This is a genomic window from Halorubrum sp. LN27 (assembly GCF_016635065.1).
GTDB lineage: Archaea > Halobacteriota > Halobacteria > Halobacteriales > Haloferacaceae > Halorubrum > Halorubrum salipaludis.
This window is the reverse complement of the sequence record NZ_JAEPET010000001.1, coordinates 1,793,584-1,809,799: the sequence shown is the minus strand read 5'-3', so window position 1 is coordinate 1,809,799 and position 16,216 is coordinate 1,793,584. Positions and strand designations below refer to the sequence as shown.

The following is a 16,216-nucleotide window of genomic DNA, read 5'->3' as shown; positions in this document are numbered from 1 at the left end:
GAACGTGGTTCACGAGCAAAAGTCCGGTGGGCTCGGGACGGGAGCGGAGCAGGGGTGTTGGGGCGTCTCGGACGACCCTACTCCTCGGTCTTCGTCCGGTCGTCGGGGTCGAGCTCGCCGCGGTGGATCTTCGAGCCGTCCTGCGCGACCTGTCGACCGAGCACCGCGCACTTCACGCGCATCGGGGAGATGTCGACGCCGAGCATCTCGGTGATGTCGTCGGTGTCGAGCTCCTCGAGCTCCTCGATCGACATCCCGTGGAGCCGCTCGGAGAGCATGCTCGCCGAGGCCATCGAGATGGCGCAGCCGTCGCCGGTGAACCGCACCGCCTCGATCTCCTCTTCCGCGTCGTCGAGGGCGACCTGCATCCGGATCGTGTCGCCGCAGGAGGGATTCTCGCCGACGTGCGTGAAGTCGGGGTCCTCGAGCTCCCCGTAGTTGCGCGGATTCTTGTAGTGGTCGAGGATCTGCTGTCGGTACATGTCCGAGCCCAGTCCCATATCGCTCTCAGGTAGGCCGGTGCGAGTCAAAAGGGTTCCGTCGCTCGCGACGCGTCGAGCCGGCGACGAGAGACCGGTGACTACTCTTCCGATTGAGACGCTTTCACGGACGAGCTCGGCCTGCCCGGTGAGACCGTGGTCGCGGTGCGACTGGCCCGGGACCCGTCGCCGACGAGCCCGCCGAGCCGCTCGAGGATCCGGTCGTACTGGCCGCGCTCCGGCCGCTTCGGGAAGTAGGCGTCCGCACCGGCCGCGAGCGTTCGCGCCTCCGTCTCCCGCTCGCGGCACGTGGTGTGGAACACGACCGGAACGTCGATGCCCCGCCCCCGGATCCGGTCGACCAGATCGACGCCGGAGCCGTCCGGAAGCCGCTGTTCGGTTACGACGCAGTCGGCCGCGTCGACCGCGCCGAGCGCCGCTTCCATCCCATCGACCGATCGAACCGCGAACCCGTCGGCGAAGCGCTCCGCGAACGTCGTCAGCAGCTCGGCGGAGCGCGCGTCGGGCTCGACGTGAAGGATAACGACGGGACCGCCGTCTTCCCCGGAGCCGCCGTCGGCGGCGACGGGGGTGTCCGTTTCGACGGGGGTGTCACTTTGGGCGTCCGACGCGGTGGAAGGCCGTGTGGAATTCGTCATAGGCTGGTGATACCGGCGCAACGCCGTCGGAAACTATCGGAGGAGGTGCTCTGGGAACGGTCGTCACCGTTCGTCACCCGCGATCGGTTCGTTACCCGCGATCGGTTCGTCATGATGATTCGGCCATCGGGCCCCGTACACGTATAAGAAGAAGATACTCAGCCCGAATTTGGGCGGATTAAGCCGGGTTAACCGTCGAGTGTCGCCGTCGTGTAGAGTCGTCAGCAACCAGCCGCCGTCCGACGGTTTCGGCGCGCCCTCGCGGAGCCGAGAGACGGATCGCAGAGCGAGGCTCGGAGATCGCCGCGATGCGGCGTCAGGCGAACAGGTCGCGCGCCTCGCCGACGGCCTCGACCAGCGCGTCGACCTCCTCGACGGTGTTGTAGAGGTAGAAGGAGGCGCGCGCGGAGGCCGCGACGCCGAGCTCGTCGTGGAGCGGCTGGGTGCAGTGGTCGCCCGCGCGGATCGCCACCCCGTAGTCGTTGAGGATGCTGGAGAGGTCGTGGGCGTGGACGCCCTCGACGTTGAACGCGACGAGCCCGCCGCGGTCGTGGCCCGGCGGCCCGTAGATCTCCACGCCGCCGAGGTCGGTCAGCTCGTCGTAGGCGTACTCGGCAAGCAGGTCCTCGTGGGCCTGCACGTTCTCCATGCCGATCTCCTTGAGGTACTCGATCGCGGCGGCGAAGGCGATCCCCTGCGCGATCGAGGGCGTGCCCGCCTCGAACTTCCACGGGAGGTCCTCCCACGTGGAGTCCTCGAAGGAGACGCGCCGGATCATGTCGCCGCCGTAGAGGTACGGCTGCATCTCCGCCAAGATCTCCTCGCGGCCGTACAGCGCCCCGATGCCGGTCGGCCCGCACATCTTGTGCGCCGAGAAGGCGAGGAAGTCGACGCCGAGGTCCTCGACGTCGACCGGCCGGGTCGGCACCGACTGCGCGCCGTCGGCGAAGACGTACGCGTCGTGGTCGTGGGCCATCGCCGCGATCTCCGGGATCGGGTTGACGGTGCCCAGCGTGTTCGAGACGTGGACGACCGACACCATCCGCGTGTCGTCGTCGATGCACTCGGCGGCGTGCTCCATGTCGAGCCGCCCCTCGTCGGTCACCTCGATGAACCGCACGTCCGCCCCCGTCTTCTTGCCGATCTGCTGCCACGTGACCAGCGACGCGTGGTGTTCCATCTGCGTGAGGACGACGTTGTCCTCGGGGCCGAGCTCGTCGAGCCCCCACGCGTAGGCGACGAGGTTCATCGCCTCCGTGGTGTTCTTCGTGAAGACGATCTCCTCGCGGCCCGACGCGCCGACGAAGTCGGCGACGGTGTCGTGGGCCTGCTCGTAGGCGACGGACGCCTCCTGGCTCAGCTGGTGGATCCCGCGGTGGACGTTGGCGTTGTAGCCGCGGTAGTAGTCCGCGATCGTGTCGACGACCGGGTCCGGCGTGTGCGAGGTCGCCGCGCTGTCGAGGTAGACGAGCGGGGTGTCGTCGCCCGGCCCCTCGCCCGGCGTCTCCGGATCGCCGCCGACCAACCGATCGAGGATCGGGAAGTCGGCGCGGACGGCCTCGACGTCGAACGGGTACTGTTCCTGAACTCCCATTACCCGGATCTGGGGCCCGAGCACTAACACACCTTCGGTCCGGTACGTGTTGCCAGTGTCTCGGAGGCGGATCCAGAGAACCCCACCGGTGGTTCGGAATGATGAACTCTGTCACGATCTCTGGTACAAGAGAGGACGTTCGTGTGTTCTGCGAAATACGAGAACCACCTTTCGCCGGCTGTACAAAATATTATACTTCGTAGGTATTGTCGTCTGAAACAGCCGGTCGATAAGACCTGTGAGTTGACCGGCTAGAATCTCACCAATTCGAGACACTACATCATAATATTGAGCAAAATATTCACGGAAAGCATATATGTATCTATTGACACCGGTTCCGTGTGAAACGTCGAGATCTCATCGCTGCAGGATCTGTTTCTCTCATTGCTGCCGGTTCTGGCTGTATGAATTCCTCAGAAAGAGACGGTCAGAACGAGCCGCGGGTGAGTATGGCCGTCACTGTAGATAATATTAGAGCAGGCTTCGATACCGAACAGGTCATTGAGATATTCGACCTGACAGGGAGCCAATTACCTGAGGAAAATCAGGAGCATAACGTCAGAATAGACGTAACTCCATTAGAGCAGTATGGACCAAACAGAGAAGACATCTCTGTCGAAACGACACAAGGGACATTCGGGAGATTGGAATCAGGATCTACAGTGGATTACAACAACAACGTCGATAGCGTGGATATCACTGACGGGATTATTGATCTCGTGATACGTACGTCGGAGGATGCGTCAGATGCAGACCCAATCGCATTGAAGTTGACAGGATATCAGTTCACAGATGTTGAATCAGTGACTGAAATCCAATACGAGGTTCAATCCCCCGATGACCACGTGGAGTTCGTCCGTGGCGGTATCGGCAGTTCTAGAGACGGGAGTAAATGTGGTTTCTCACGTTCTTTTGACGGGCAGTTCACACTCGTAGACCCTCAGTTACTCCCGCCAACGCTGTGTCCGAGCCGGATTCCAATTAATGGCGATCGTCAAAGCAGCCAGTCACTCTATATTGAGTGGCTGACCCCAGAAGCCGATGAATTATCGATTACTATTGATATATCTGTGCTTGATGAATACGCAACGGTCGAAGAGGCAGTAGTTGAAATGTTAAACAGGCAATTTGATTCTGATGAGCCTAGCATCTGGGGGGCAACTCTTGAAAATATTTCAATTAATGATTGGACAGTTTCGGTAGAATTAGTACCTGATCCCGGCACTAATTACGCAGCAGTGGCCATTCGTATTGGCGGAATAAACATCACAAGTAAAAATACAGTCGATAGCTTATCATATAATATGGCTATTGAGGGGGACGCTGATGAGACGGTAGAGACTGAATCATTCGACATCTCTGAGCCCGCTGACGCTACACATTAACGGATACTGTCGCTAACCCTGCTTCGTGCGAAACCTCATGAAGTCAACCACGGTCGATTGCTATATCGCTCCTCTGTACTGAGCGATTCGTGAGCCCCGAAGATTGTGTTTATCGTGCACACAGATACTTAACGCTGAGTCGTTCATTTCGACCATCTATGAGTACAGTCGGTACAATTCGCGTCCTCCACGTCGACGATGATCCGTCATTTGCCGATCTGGTCGCGACGTTTCTTGAGCGCGAACATGACAGGATCAACGTCCATACGGAATCCGATCCGAGCGACGGGTTAGATCGCCTCGCCGAGCAGGAGTTCGATTGTGTCGTCTCTGATTACGATATGCCGAGTCGAAACGGAATTGAATTTCTCGAGGCCGTCCGCGATCGAAACCCCGACCTTCCCTTTATCCTCTTCACTGGGAAGGGGTCTGAAGAGATCGCTAGCGACGCGATATCAGCGGGTGTGACGGACTATCTGCAAAAGGGATCGGGCACCAGCCAGTACGTCGTTCTCGCAAACCGGATTAGCAATGCCGTCGAGCAACATCGTGCTCGCCAAGTGGTTCAGGAAACTGAACAGAAGCTCTCAGAACTCGCCGACCGGACGGATGATCTTTTATTCATGTTCAACGGTGACTGGAGTGAGCTGCTGTTCATCAATTCCGCGTACGAAGAGATCTGGGGCAGGTCGATCGCGGATCTCGAGGACGCCCCGAGTTCATTCTTGGACCTGATCCACCCTGAAGATCGACAGAAGGTCCGGCAGTCAATGGAACAGCTGTCGAACGGCAACTCCTCACAGATCGAGTATCGCGTCGTCCGCCCGGACGGAGACTACCGATGGGTCCGCGGTGATTCCAAACCGGTTCTCAACGAGCAAGGGGACGTCGTACGAATCGTCGGTCATGTCCGAGACATCACGGACCAGCGGGAGCGGGAGCTCCATCTCAAAACGATCATCGACAACCTTCCCGGGTACGTGTATCGCCACGAGTATGAATCGGAGTACCCGTTACAGTTCGTCAAAGGTGATGCCGAGTCGATTACTGGATATACGACGACTGAGTTGGAAGAGAACATTCGCCTCGCTGAGGAGATCATTCACCCTGACGATCGGGAGGACATCTGGACCGAGCTTCTCGAAGGCATCGAAGCGAGGGGCCGCTTCGATTCGACGTATCGCATCATTGCCAAAGACGGCGACGTTCGCTGGATTCGCGATCAGGGGACGTTGATTGAGGACCCCGCGACCGGGAACGAGGTGATCGACGGGTTCATCACCGATATCTCGTCGCAGATCGAACGAGAGCGACGACTTGAGCGACAGCAGACGTTCATGGATGAGAGCCTCGACGCGCTTCAAGACGTCTACTACGTCGTCTCCGAAGACGGGGAGCTCATTCGTTGGAACGAGCGTGTCTCGGAGATCTCCGGCTACGCTGATTCGGAGCTTGATAACATCGATATCTCGGCGCTGTTCGTTGAAGAGCATCGGGAACGGATCACCGACAGTATCGACGAGGCGATACAGACGGGTGCTTCGACGACGCGAGCCGACGCACTCACCGTCGATGGCGAACGAATCCCGTTCGAGTTTCGCAAGACCCGTGTCCGAGATCCGGTCCACGGGGAAGCAGTGGCAGTCGGGGTTGGCCGAGATATCTCCGAGCAAGTACAGCGCGAACGGGAACTCGAACGGATCCGTGATTTCTTCACCGAAGCTGAACAGTTAGGTGAGTTGGGCGCGTGGGAGTTTTCGACCGACGGGACCGTTGTGTGGACGGACGGAACTCGCCGAATCCACGACGTCGATCCCGAGTTCACGCCGACGCTCGAGGAGGCGCTTGAATTCTTCCATCCCGAGGATCGAGAGACGATCGAGCAGGCCGTCACCACCGCGCTCGAACGTGGCGAGTCGTACGAGGCGGATCTCCGGATTAATACTGCTGAAGGTGACCAGCGCTGGATTCGGACCCGTGCGAAGGTGCTCGACGGGGCAGACCCGCGAACTGTGCGGGGGTTCGTACAAAACATTACAGCGCAAAAAGAGCGCGAACAGGAGCTACAGACCGCTCACGCCCAATTGGAGAACGCGATCGAGGCGGGTGCACTCGGAACGTGGGAGTGGCACATCCAAGAGGATCGAGTTGTTGTCGACCGTGAATTCGCGAACACGTTTGACGTGGACCCGGATCGTGCACAAGACGGCGTCGAACTCAACGAGTTCGTTTCGTCGATTCACACCGCCGACCGTGACCGGGTGGAAGCCGAGATCGATGAGACTGTGGAAACGTGTGGTGACTTCGAATCCGAATACCGAGTGTTGGACGCCGATGGCGACGTCCGCTGGGTGCTCGCACGCGGAACCGTCAACGGCGATGCAGACGGGACGCCGCTGAGCTTCCCCGGCGTACTTATCGACATTACCGAACGGAAGCGGATGGAACGGGAGTTACACCAACAGAACGAGCGCCTCAACGAATTCGCCGGCGTGGTTAGCCACGATCTCCGAAGCCCACTCAGCGTGATCGAAGGTCGAGTCGAACTCGCCAGGGAGGACGGTGAAAACGAGCATCTCCCGGCGATCGAATCCGCCGTTGACCGAATGAATCGGATCATCGAGGATCTGCTCTGGTTAGCTCGTGAGGGACGGGATATTGGATCGTTAGAGCCCGTGTCGCTTCGAGATACTGTCGAGGATGCATGGGCGATCGTCGGTGATCCCGCTGCCGACGCCACGATGAACTACGGAGACGAAGACGGTGACCGGGGACTGATCAAAGCGGACTCGGATCGCCTTACGCAACTCCTCGAGAATCTCTTCCGGAACGCGATCGAGCACGGGGGCGACGACGTGAGGGTGACCGTCGGCTTCGTCGATGACGGGTTCTACGTCGAAGACGACGGGCCGGGGATTCCGGACGATGACCGCGACACGGTCTTCGAAGCGGGGTACTCAACGGCTGAGTCCGGAACCGGGTTCGGATTGCGGATCGTCAAACAGATCGTTGAGGCCCACGGCTGGGAGATTCGCGTGACCAGAGGTCGCGACGGCGGTGCGCGCTTCGAGGTCACCGGCGTGGAGTTCGACGGGTGACACGGCTCCGCGCGGACACCGAACGGCTGCCGCATGCGCTCGGGTTCCGCCGTCGGGTTCGAAGAACGCGCGAAATGCACGCGCTCAGCGTCACGCCCGAACTAGTGCGCTTTTGAACGCGGGGGACCTCGGTGCGGGTATGACCGATACGCTCAGGCTCGCCACGCGCGGGTCGGACCTGGCGCTCCGGCAGGCCGGGACCGTCCGCGACGCCCTGTCGAGCCGCCGCCGCGACGTGGAGCTCCGGCGCGTCGAGACCCGCGGCGACCAGATCCCGGACGAGATGATCCATCGCCTCGGCAAGACCGGCGCCTTCGTCCGCGCGCTCGACGAGGAGGTGCTCGACGGCGACGCCGACCTCGCCGTCCACTCCCTGAAGGACGTGCCCACCGAGGGGATGGACGATATGGTCGTCGCCGGCGTCCCCGAGCGCGCGCCCTCCGGCGACGTGCTCGTCCACCCCGACGGGCTCGGCATCGAGGACCTCCCGTCGGGCTCCGTCGTCGGGACCGGGTCGCTCCGCCGGACCGCCCAGATCAAGGCCGCGCGGCCGGACCTCGTGGTGGAGCCCCTCCGGGGCAACGTCGACACCCGGATCGAGAAGCTCCTCGCGCCCGGCCTGCAGGCGGAACACGAGCGCCGCCTGATCGCCTCGGGCGAGGCGCGCGCGGCGACGGCGGACGAGGGCGGTGAGGGCGGTGAGGACGGCGACGCCGACGAGCCGAACTGGGACGCGCTGAGCGACGGCGACGCCGACGGCGACGCAGAAGCGGGAGACGATGACGAGGAGTTCGACGAGAGCGTCGAGGAGTGGTTCGACTCGCTGTCGGACCTCGAACGCTCGGCGATGGAGCGGAAAGTGGAGACGGAGTACGACGCCATCGTCCTCGCCGAGGCCGGACTCCGGCGCTCGGAGCTGTTCTACGAGGTCCCCACGACCCGGCTCCCCCGCGAGGAGTTCGTCCCCGCGGCCGGGCAGGGCGCCATCGCCGTCACCGCGACCGACCCCGACGTGATCGAGGCGGTGCGCTCCGCGGTCGACCACCCGCGGACCCGGGTGGCGGTCACCGTCGAGCGCACGATCCTCGGCGAGCTCAACGGGGGCTGTGTCGCCCCGATCGGCGTCTCGGCGCTCGTGCAGGGCGAGCACGTCCACACGCGCGTCCGGGTGCTCTCGACCGACGGCACCGAGGAGGTGGCCGACACCCGCGACCTCCCGATCCGGTCGCACGCGAAGGCCGCGGAGGAGTTCGCGGCCGACCTCGCCGACCGGGGCGCCGCGGACCTGATCGCGGCCGCCCGCGAGGAGACCGAGGCGGAGGCCGACGAGGGCACACGGGAGGGGACGGAGGAGGAAGCGGACGATGAGTGAGAGCGACGACGCGACGACGCCGGGCGAGGAGCGAGCCGCCGACGATGTCGGCACCGTCTACCTCGTCGGCTCCGGCCCGGGCGACCCGGATCTGTTGACGGTGAAGGCCGCCGACCTGATCGAGTCGGCCGACGTGGTGCTCCACGACAAGCTCCCCGGCCCGGAGATCCTCGGGCGGATTCCTGACGAGAAGCGCGAGGACGTGGGGAAACGCGCCGGCGGCGAGTGGACCCCGCAAGAGTACACGAACCGCCGGCTCGTCGAGCTGGCGCGGGAGGGGAAGTCGGTCGTCCGCCTGAAGGGCGGCGACCCGTTCGTCTTCGGGCGCGGCGGCGAGGAGGCCGAACATCTCGCCGAGGCGGGGATTCCCTTCGAGGTCGTCCCCGGCGTCACCTCCGCGATCGGGGGCCCTGCGGTCGCCGGGATCCCGGTGACGCACCGCGACCACGCCTCCTCCGTCTCCTTCGTCACGGGCCACGAGGACCCGACGAAGGAGGAGTCGGCGGTCGACTGGGACGCGCTCGCCGCGACCGGCGGCACCATCGTCGTGCTGATGGGCGTCGGCAAGCTCCCGGCGTACACCGCGGAGCTCCGCGACGCCGGGCTTGACGGCGACACCCCGGTCGCGCTGGTCGAGCGCGCGACGTGGCCCGACATGCGCGTCGCGACCGGCACCCTCGACACCATCGTCGAGGCCCGGGACGAGGCCGGGATCGAGCCGCCCGCGGTCACCGTGATCGGCGACGTGGCCGCGACGCGCGACCGCGTGCTGGAGTTCCTCCGGAACGACCGCGAGGGGGGAAGCGACCGCGAGGGGGGAAGCAACCGCGAGCGGGGTGACGACGCGTGAGCGACGAGCCGGAGGCGGCCGGCGCCGCCACCCCCCCGAGCGTCGCGGTCTTCCGCCCGGCCGACGAGCGGATCGACGACGCGGCGGAACTGCTGAGGTCGCTCGGCGCCGCCCCCGTCGCCGACCCGATGCTCGCGGTCGAGCCGACCGGGGCGACCCCCGGCGACGCGCCGACCGTCGTCCTCACGAGCAAGACGGGCGTCGAGCTCGCCGCCGAGGCGGGCTGGGAACCCGGCGACGCAGTCCTCGTCGCCATCGGCCCCGCGACCGCGGACGCGGCCCGCGAGGCGGGGTGGACCGTCGATCTCGTGCCGGACGAGTACACCTCGGCGGGGTTGGTCGAAGCGCTCTCGGGGCGCGTCGACGGCGAGCGCGTCGAGGTGGCGCGCTCCGACCACGGGAGCGACGTGCTCTTGGACGGGCTCCGCGAGGCCGGCGCGACCGTGACCGAGACGGTGCTGTACCGGCTGACGCGCCCGGAGGACGCCGGCGAGTCCGCGGCGCTGGCCGCCGCGGGCGACCTCGACGCCGCCGCGTTCACCTCGTCGCTCACGGTGACCCACTTCCTCGACGCCGCCGAGGAGCGCGGGATCCGCGAGGCGGCGGTCGACGGACTGAACGACGCGGTCGTGGGCGCGATCGGGCCGCCGACCGCGGAGACGGCCGCCGAACACGGGATCGACGTCGACGTGGTCCCCGACGACGCCGACTTCGAGGCGCTCGCGCGGGCCGTCGCCGAGGCGGTCGGCAGGGACTGACAGGGCGGACGCGACGGAGCCGCCGACCGCCTCGGCGACGCGAACGAGCGAGTGACGACGGACGGGAGGAGCGACGATCGATCGGACGACGGACCGGACGATTCCGGGACGGTCGACCCGGCGATGTTCCGGACGATTCTCGGGACGGCGAGAAGTCTCACGACCGATACTGAGACGCAGATCGGTTATCGGATCGGGAAAACGGGGAGGAATTCGCGTGTAAGCCCTGTTCGAGCGCGATCTGAGTCTCCACTATCATCCCATTATTATCATATTTGATATCTAACCCCGCACATTTATCAGCCAACAGGTGAGAACGGATAGCATGGAACCGAGCGAGCGATGGTCGATCCGGGTCGACGACGGGGTGCTCGTCGTCGAGCTCCCGCACGGGACGGGCCTCTCACCGTCGGACGGCGAGTCGCTGCTCGACCGATGGCGGACGCTCGCCGGCGAGCGACGGGTGAACGCCGTCGTGCTCGTCGTGCGGACGACGCGCCCCTGCTCGGACGCCGGCCGTCGGACGCTCCGGCTCGCGGCGCGGGCCGCGGCAGACCGCGGCGTGACGCGGTTCGCGGTGGTGGCGGAGCGCCCCAAACGACAGTACCTCGAACGGACGATGGACGTCGAGGGGGTCGACGCCGAGCCGTTCAACGACGCCGCCGCCGCGATGCGGTGGGCGAAGTGCCCGTCGGAGCCGGCGGTGTCCGTCGTCACCGACTGAGCGGTCGCCGTCGCTGGTCGCTGGGACTTCACGAGTAACGGACGCGAACGACCGCAATCGACTCCTTACCGCCCGCTCTCGACCGCGACGTACATGTCCGTCGCGAGCCGCTCGGCCCGGTCGGCGTCGGCGGACTCGGCGTAGATCCGGATCTTCGGTTCGGTGCCGGAGGGGCGCACGAGCACCCAGGCGTCCCCGTAGTCGAGCCGGTAGCCGTCGGTGGTGTTGGGCTCCGCGTCCGCCGTCTCGACGTAGGCCCGGGCCGCCGACAGCATCTCGTCGCGCTCGTCGTCGTCCGCGTACTCGACGTTGCGCCGCACGAAGTGGTAGTCGGCGTAGGGAGCGACCGCCTCGCTGACGGGGCCGTCGGCGGCCGCGAGTAGTTCGAGGAAGCGCGCGCCGATGTACGCGCCGTCCCGCGAGAGCCGGTACGGCGGGAAGAACACCCCGCCGTTCCCCTCGCCGGCGATAGGAACGTTCGTCCCCTCCGCGTGGAGTTCGCGGGTCCGCGTGATGATGTTCGTCGCCCCGATGGGCGTGAGCTCGAGGTCGGCGTCGTTGGCGTCGCAGACGTCGACGAGCCGCTGGGAGACGTTCACCGCGCTGACGACGGCGTCGCCGGGTTCGAGACAGGCGTCCGCCATCGCCGCGAACGAGGTGTCGCCGTCGACGAACGCCCCGGTCTCGTCGACGAACACCGCCCGGTCCGCGTCGCCGTCGTGGGCGATCCCCACGTCGGCGTCGGTGGTCGCGACGAGCCGCTGCAGGTCCGCGAGGTTCGCCGGGACCGGCTCCGACTGGCGACCGGGGAAGTGGCCGTCGGGGGTCGCGTTCACGGTCAGCACCTCGCAGCCGAGCTCGCGGTAGATCCGGGGCGAGGCCAGCGACGCCGCGCCGTGGCCGGGATCGACCGCGACCGTGAGGTCCGCGTCGGCGATCGCCTCGGCGTCGACCGCGTCGATCAGCTGGTCCGCGTAGTCGTCGACGACGCCCTCGACGCGCGTCGTGGCGCCCGCGTTCCGCCAGTCGGCGTGGTCGTAGTCGTCGTCGAGGACCCGGCGCTCGACGCGTTCGAGCACGTCGACCGACAGCTCCACGCCGTCGTCGCCGACGAGCTTGATTCCGTTGAACTCGGGCGGGTTGTGCGAGGCGGTGACGAGCACGCAGGGGACGCCGGCGGACTCGCAGTAGTTGCCGACCGCGGGCGTCGGGACGACGCCGAGCCGGTCGACGTCGCAGCCGACCGCGGCCAGCCCGCTCGCGGCGGCGTTGGCGAACAGCTCGCCGGTGGTGCGGGTGTCGCGAGCGACGGCGACCCGGTCGGCGTCCCAGGTCGTGCCGGCGGCTTTCGCGATGTCGAGGACGAGCTCCGGCGTGAGATACCGGAGCGCGACCCCGCGAATGCCGCTGGATCCGAACAGCTCCATGGGCGCCCATGCGCCGGCCGACGGGAAAGCGGTTCCGAACCGGGGCAGCGGCGGGACCCGGTGACACGGTCGACGCGTGCGGTTCAAACCCGTCGCGCCCGAACCGATCCGCATGGAACGCACGCGACGGGATCTGTTGGCGACGAGCGCGGCGACCCTCACCGCGGTCGGGTCGGTCGGCGTCGCCGGATGCCTCGACTTCGCCGCCGGCGACGGGCCGCAGGGGCCCGAGGGAGTTCCGGAGACGCTGACCTGCGAGGACGACGCGTTCGTCCGGCTGACCGCGCCCTTCGACGAGCCGGTCGAGGGCACCGTCGTCGACGCCGCCGGGACGCGGTTCGAGCTGGCGACGGAGGGGAACGCCGAGACGTACGGCCAGTCGATGCGGCTCGTGTTCCGCAACACCGGCGACGAGCCCGCGACCGTCCTCGGCAAGCACGCCTACTCGCTCCAGCGCGAGACGGGCGAGGGGTGGCTCGACGTTCGGGGATCGAGCTCCGGCGAGGCGGTCGAGCTCCCGCGGTCCGAGGAGACGCTCGATCCGAGCGGCGCGTACATCTGGTCGATCGACTTAGAGGAGGCGGCGATCGCGTCGGCGGTCCCCGATCGGGACCTCGAGGTGTGCCCGCCGCTCGGCGCCGGGACGTATCGGTTCGTCTACTGGGGGATCCCCGACGCCCCAGCGCTCGGCGCCGAGTTCGAGCTGGTGGGGTAAGCGCCGAACTGGAGGGACGCGGATTCGGTGAAGGCTTCTTCTTCAGAGACATTTCGCGCGAAATGGAGGGGGTTAAAGAGCGATTCTTGATCGACTGCGGGAGTACGTGAATCATTGCGGTGGGTCGGTTGTTTATAAGTGGGCTTGTGGTGTTGCTGACGAGTGTTTATAAGTGATCGATGTGCCCGCGGTGAAGACCTGTAAAGTCCCAGCCGATCACTTATAAACGGTTAACTGGAGATCGGCGGCGAGGACCTCCAAAGCCCCAGGCGTGAGGCGCCCAGACACTCGCTGCGCTCCTCGTCACTCGTTCCACTCGTTCCTGCGGTGCTTACATCGTCTCTGGGCGCCTCACGCCTGCCCCTTTGAGCCCCACCCCGCACAGCAACCGCAGCCTCACGCCTCCCCAGCCTCGTCGGCGGCTCCCGTTGGTCGCCGCCGACTCCCTCGTGCGGTCTCCTCGCGGACCTTCGGCCCGCTCGGAGGCGCACGCCACCGCGGCGTCCTTTATAAGCGATCATCCCTGTCGCTCACAGCTATTTAAATACCGTATCGTCCCCACCGATTTGCGAGACTCACTCCCGCCATCACTCACCACTACGCCTATATCGACCGCAATCGGGTCAGAACGGATCGGTTTTGCGGGATGTCAGCGAGGCCCAGATCCTAAAACGGGATCCAGTCGGAGGGCTGCCCGACCCGACCGCGGACGCGGAACTCCCGGTCGTCGCCCTCGACGCGGGTCTCGGCGATCACGTCGAACGGCTCGTGGAGGGTGTGGACCACCTGCTCGTCGTGGGCGGTCGAGTTGACCACGCCGACGAACGGCCACCCCTCGCCGGAGGTCTGGGAGGTCATCACGCGGGTGAATCGGTAGATCCGCTCGGGGTCCCAGTACATCAGCAGCTGGGACAGCGAGTAGACGCCCACGGCGCGGTCGCGGCCGGCCGACGACTCGACCACGTCGGTGAACTTGATCCCGATGTCGGTGAGGTTGCCGGCGCTGGCGACGTACTTCGTCGTCGGCGTGTCGTCGCGTTTGTCGCCCTGCTCGTGGGTGACGCAGTCGATGACGACCACGTCGTCGCCGTCTTTTCCGGTGATCGACTCGTAGTCGCCGCGGACCTTCTCCGCGGTCCGGCCGGTGGAGATGACGACCGGTCCGTCGGACCACTCGGCGAGCAGTCGGTTGAAGAGGTCGTACTTCCCGCTCATCGGCGGCCCGGTGACGAGCACGCTGTCGGCGTCGCGGACAGCGTCGGGAAGCACGGTCATGTGTCTGGCTTGAGGGGGTGTCGGGTAAAACCCTTCCGAGGGATCACTTCCGAAGCATCGACGGGAGGTCGAGCGACGACGGGGGCCCCTCGCGGGGAGCCCGCGTGAGTGTCAGTTCCGTTATCGCTCCGGGGAGCGCGGCCGACACCGGAGCGCCGCGCGGGGAGCCGGTGCCGTCGACGAGCCGATCCCAGACCGCCTCGGCATCGGGGTCGTCGGCCTCGGCGGCGATCTCCAGCGCCTTGGTCCGCCCCTCGTCGTACGAGAGCTCGATCAGACTCCGGTCGTACGCGTTCTCGAAGGCGTCCAGGACCCGGTCGAGCTCGGCGGGGCGCTCGTTGCCGACGCCGGCGGCGACGCCGAGCGCGAACGCGCGCTCGACGGCCTCCTCGCGGCCGAGCTCCTCCCACTCCGTGCCGAAGGTCCGGTCGTACATCAGCGGCTCACCGCCGCGGCCTCGCCGACCCGGAGCCCGCCGTCGGTGAACTCGACGCCCTGGATGTCGGTGTCGACGTCGGTGCCGCGCATCTTCAGCACCTGGATCCCGCGCTGCATCCCGTCGTCTTCGAGGTAGTTGTGCATGAAGACGACGCCGTGCGCGAGGTAGTGCTCCTCGGAGTAGGCGCTCGGGTCGGTCATCTCGGAGATGAGCAGGGTCGTCGCGTCGGTCCGCTTCAGCGAGGAGAGCAGCTGGATCATCGTGTCCTCGTCGTCGTCGAGGAGGAACCGCAACAGCATGGTGGAGTCGAAGACGACCCGGTCGATGTCGCGTGAGTTGATGAATCCGGTGAGCCGGTTCGTCACCCCCGAGTGGTCCCGCCGCTCGCCCGGGAGCCCGAAGAACCGCCGACCGTCCGAGGAGAACGAGTCGAGGAAGGTGATCCGGTCGGAGTCGAGGGCCCGGTCGAACCCGAAGTCGTACCCGCCCATGTCGCGGCGGATCCCCTCTTTCGTCTCGTGCATGCTGATGTACAGCACGTCTTCGCCGTTCCGAGCGCCCTGCGCAGCGAACTGCGAGCAGAACGTCGTTTTCCCGCTGCCGGGAGGGCCGCTGACAACGTACAGGCGGTTCTCCGGGAATCCGCCGTCGACGAGGGCGTCGAACCCGGGAACGCCGCTTGAGGCGCGCATACGGATCGACTTGTCGGTCATCGGATAAGGGTTGGCACCCGGTTCTCACGGGTGAGAACGATCGCGGGCAGGCGCGGCTACCGATGTCCGGTCATTGGAAAGTGCGGCCGACGGTGTCGGTGCGAGCGGCCGACGATGTCCGTCCAGAGCGGAAACTCGCGCTACGCGTCGGCTTCCTCGCCGTCCGCGGCGAGCTCGGCGGCGTCGATGTTCTCGATGTCGTCGATGTCCGGCGAGACCCAGACCACGAAGCGGTCGTCGGACTTGACGATCCCGTTGACCCCCTCGTCGTCGACGGTCGTCGCCTGATCGACGTCCTCCGGAGCCACGTCACGGACCTGGAACACTTCGTCGACCATCCAGCCGACGGTGCCTCCCTCGTCGATCTCCGCGTCGTCGAACACGACGATCCGCTCGCGGGGTCCCTCCTCGTCGATCGAAAAGAGCGTCTTCGGGTCGACGATCGTGGTCGTGCGCCCCCGCAGGTCCATCACGCCCTCGACGTGGTCGGGGGAGTTGGGGATCCGCGTGAGTTCGCCGGCGTCGACGATCTCGTCGATGACTCCGATGTCCAGACAGTACGTCCCGTCGCCCAGCCCGAACTCCAGCACTTTCGTGGGTTCGGCGTCCGTCTCGATGGCTGCCATGGACGTGTCTGCGGCGAAGGGGCCAATAACCGTGTCCCCTGAATTATCAGGCGTGATTACCGGGTCCGTGCATTTATGCTGATTCTGGGCCCGCTTCCGTAC

Annotated in this window: 15 protein-coding genes; 7 read left to right on the top strand and 8 right to left on the bottom strand. The window is 65.7% G+C overall.

What is annotated here, in order from left to right; all coding sequences use genetic code 11:
• Nucleotides 1-77: 77 nt before the first annotated feature.
• From sufU to JIN95_RS08870, 3 genes are all read right to left on the bottom strand, one after another.
• Nucleotides 78-500 carry a Fe-S cluster assembly sulfur transfer protein SufU gene (gene sufU, locus JIN95_RS08880; RefSeq protein ID WP_095637548.1) on the bottom strand — a complete coding sequence of 141 codons (423 nt, stop codon included), beginning with the start codon at nt 498-500 and terminating at the stop codon, nt 78-80.
• Nucleotides 501-580: 80 nt separating this feature from the next.
• On the bottom strand, nt 581-1,138 hold the full coding sequence (locus JIN95_RS08875) for a response regulator (protein ID WP_200531138.1): 558 nt from the start codon (nt 1,136-1,138) through the stop codon (nt 581-583).
• A 316-nt stretch (nt 1,139-1,454) separates the two neighbouring features.
• Nucleotides 1,455-2,732: a cysteine desulfurase gene (locus tag JIN95_RS08870; protein WP_200531137.1), complete on the bottom strand. Its 1,278-nt coding sequence runs from the start codon at nt 2,730-2,732 to the stop codon at nt 1,455-1,457.
• A gap of 341 nt (nt 2,733-3,073) precedes the next feature.
• Here JIN95_RS08870 and JIN95_RS08865 point away from each other — a divergent pair, with 341 nt between their 5' ends.
• The 6 genes from JIN95_RS08865 (at nt 3,074) to JIN95_RS08840 (ending at nt 10,919) form a co-directional block, all read left to right on the top strand.
• Nucleotides 3,074-4,117 (top strand): hypothetical protein, encoded by a 1,044-nt coding sequence (locus JIN95_RS08865; RefSeq protein ID WP_200531136.1) that lies wholly within the window; start codon nt 3,074-3,076, stop codon nt 4,115-4,117.
• A gap of 158 nt (nt 4,118-4,275) precedes the next feature.
• The gene (locus JIN95_RS08860) at nt 4,276-7,215 is read left to right on the top strand and encodes a PAS domain-containing protein (protein WP_200531135.1); all 2,940 of its coding nucleotides are present in this window, start codon (nt 4,276-4,278) and stop codon (nt 7,213-7,215) included.
• Nucleotides 7,216-7,354: 139 nt separating this feature from the next.
• Nucleotides 7,355-8,587, top strand: coding sequence for a hydroxymethylbilane synthase (hemC, locus tag JIN95_RS08855; RefSeq protein ID WP_095637552.1), 1,233 nt, complete (start codon nt 7,355-7,357; stop codon nt 8,585-8,587).
• Complete coding sequence (gene cobA / locus JIN95_RS08850) at nt 8,580-9,437, top strand: uroporphyrinogen-III C-methyltransferase (protein WP_095637553.1); 858 nt, start codon at nt 8,580-8,582, stop codon at nt 9,435-9,437. Before hemC ends, cobA begins: the two co-directional genes overlap by 8 nt.
• The gene (locus tag JIN95_RS08845; RefSeq protein WP_095637554.1) at nt 9,434-10,195 is read left to right on the top strand and encodes a uroporphyrinogen-III synthase; all 762 of its coding nucleotides are present in this window, start codon (nt 9,434-9,436) and stop codon (nt 10,193-10,195) included. The genes cobA and JIN95_RS08845 overlap by 4 nt, the downstream gene beginning before the upstream one ends.
• 325 nt (nt 10,196-10,520) lie before the next feature.
• A complete protein-coding gene (locus JIN95_RS08840) occupies nt 10,521-10,919 on the top strand; it encodes a hypothetical protein (protein WP_095637555.1) in 399 nt (132 codons plus the stop codon).
• A 65-nt stretch (nt 10,920-10,984) separates the two neighbouring features.
• On the opposite strand, the gene glmM is transcribed toward JIN95_RS08840, so the two are convergent.
• On the bottom strand, nt 10,985-12,346 hold the full coding sequence (glmM, locus tag JIN95_RS08835; RefSeq protein WP_095637556.1) for a phosphoglucosamine mutase: 1,362 nt from the start codon (nt 12,344-12,346) through the stop codon (nt 10,985-10,987).
• Nucleotides 12,347-12,458: 112 nt separating this feature from the next.
• On the opposite strand from glmM, the gene JIN95_RS08830 reads away from it, so the two are divergent.
• Complete coding sequence (locus JIN95_RS08830; RefSeq protein WP_200531134.1) at nt 12,459-13,061, top strand: hypothetical protein; 603 nt, start codon at nt 12,459-12,461, stop codon at nt 13,059-13,061.
• A 666-nt stretch (nt 13,062-13,727) separates the two neighbouring features.
• Here the strand turns inward: JIN95_RS08830 and JIN95_RS08825 are convergent.
• The 4 genes from JIN95_RS08825 to JIN95_RS08810 form a co-directional block, all read right to left on the bottom strand.
• On the bottom strand, nt 13,728-14,336 hold the full coding sequence (locus JIN95_RS08825; RefSeq protein WP_095637558.1) for a hypothetical protein: 609 nt from the start codon (nt 14,334-14,336) through the stop codon (nt 13,728-13,730).
• A gap of 43 nt (nt 14,337-14,379) precedes the next feature.
• Nucleotides 14,380-14,772 carry a hypothetical protein gene (locus JIN95_RS08820; RefSeq protein WP_095637559.1) on the bottom strand — a complete coding sequence of 131 codons (393 nt, stop codon included), beginning with the start codon at nt 14,770-14,772 and terminating at the stop codon, nt 14,380-14,382.
• Complete coding sequence (locus JIN95_RS08815) at nt 14,772-15,467, bottom strand: ATPase domain-containing protein (protein WP_095637670.1); 696 nt, start codon at nt 15,465-15,467, stop codon at nt 14,772-14,774. Before JIN95_RS08815 ends, JIN95_RS08820 begins: the two co-directional genes overlap by 1 nt.
• Before the next feature lie 161 nt (nt 15,468-15,628).
• Nucleotides 15,629-16,114 (bottom strand): chemotaxis protein CheW, encoded by a 486-nt coding sequence (locus JIN95_RS08810; RefSeq protein WP_095637560.1) that lies wholly within the window; start codon nt 16,112-16,114, stop codon nt 15,629-15,631.
• Between the last annotated feature and the right edge of the window lie 102 nt (nt 16,115-16,216).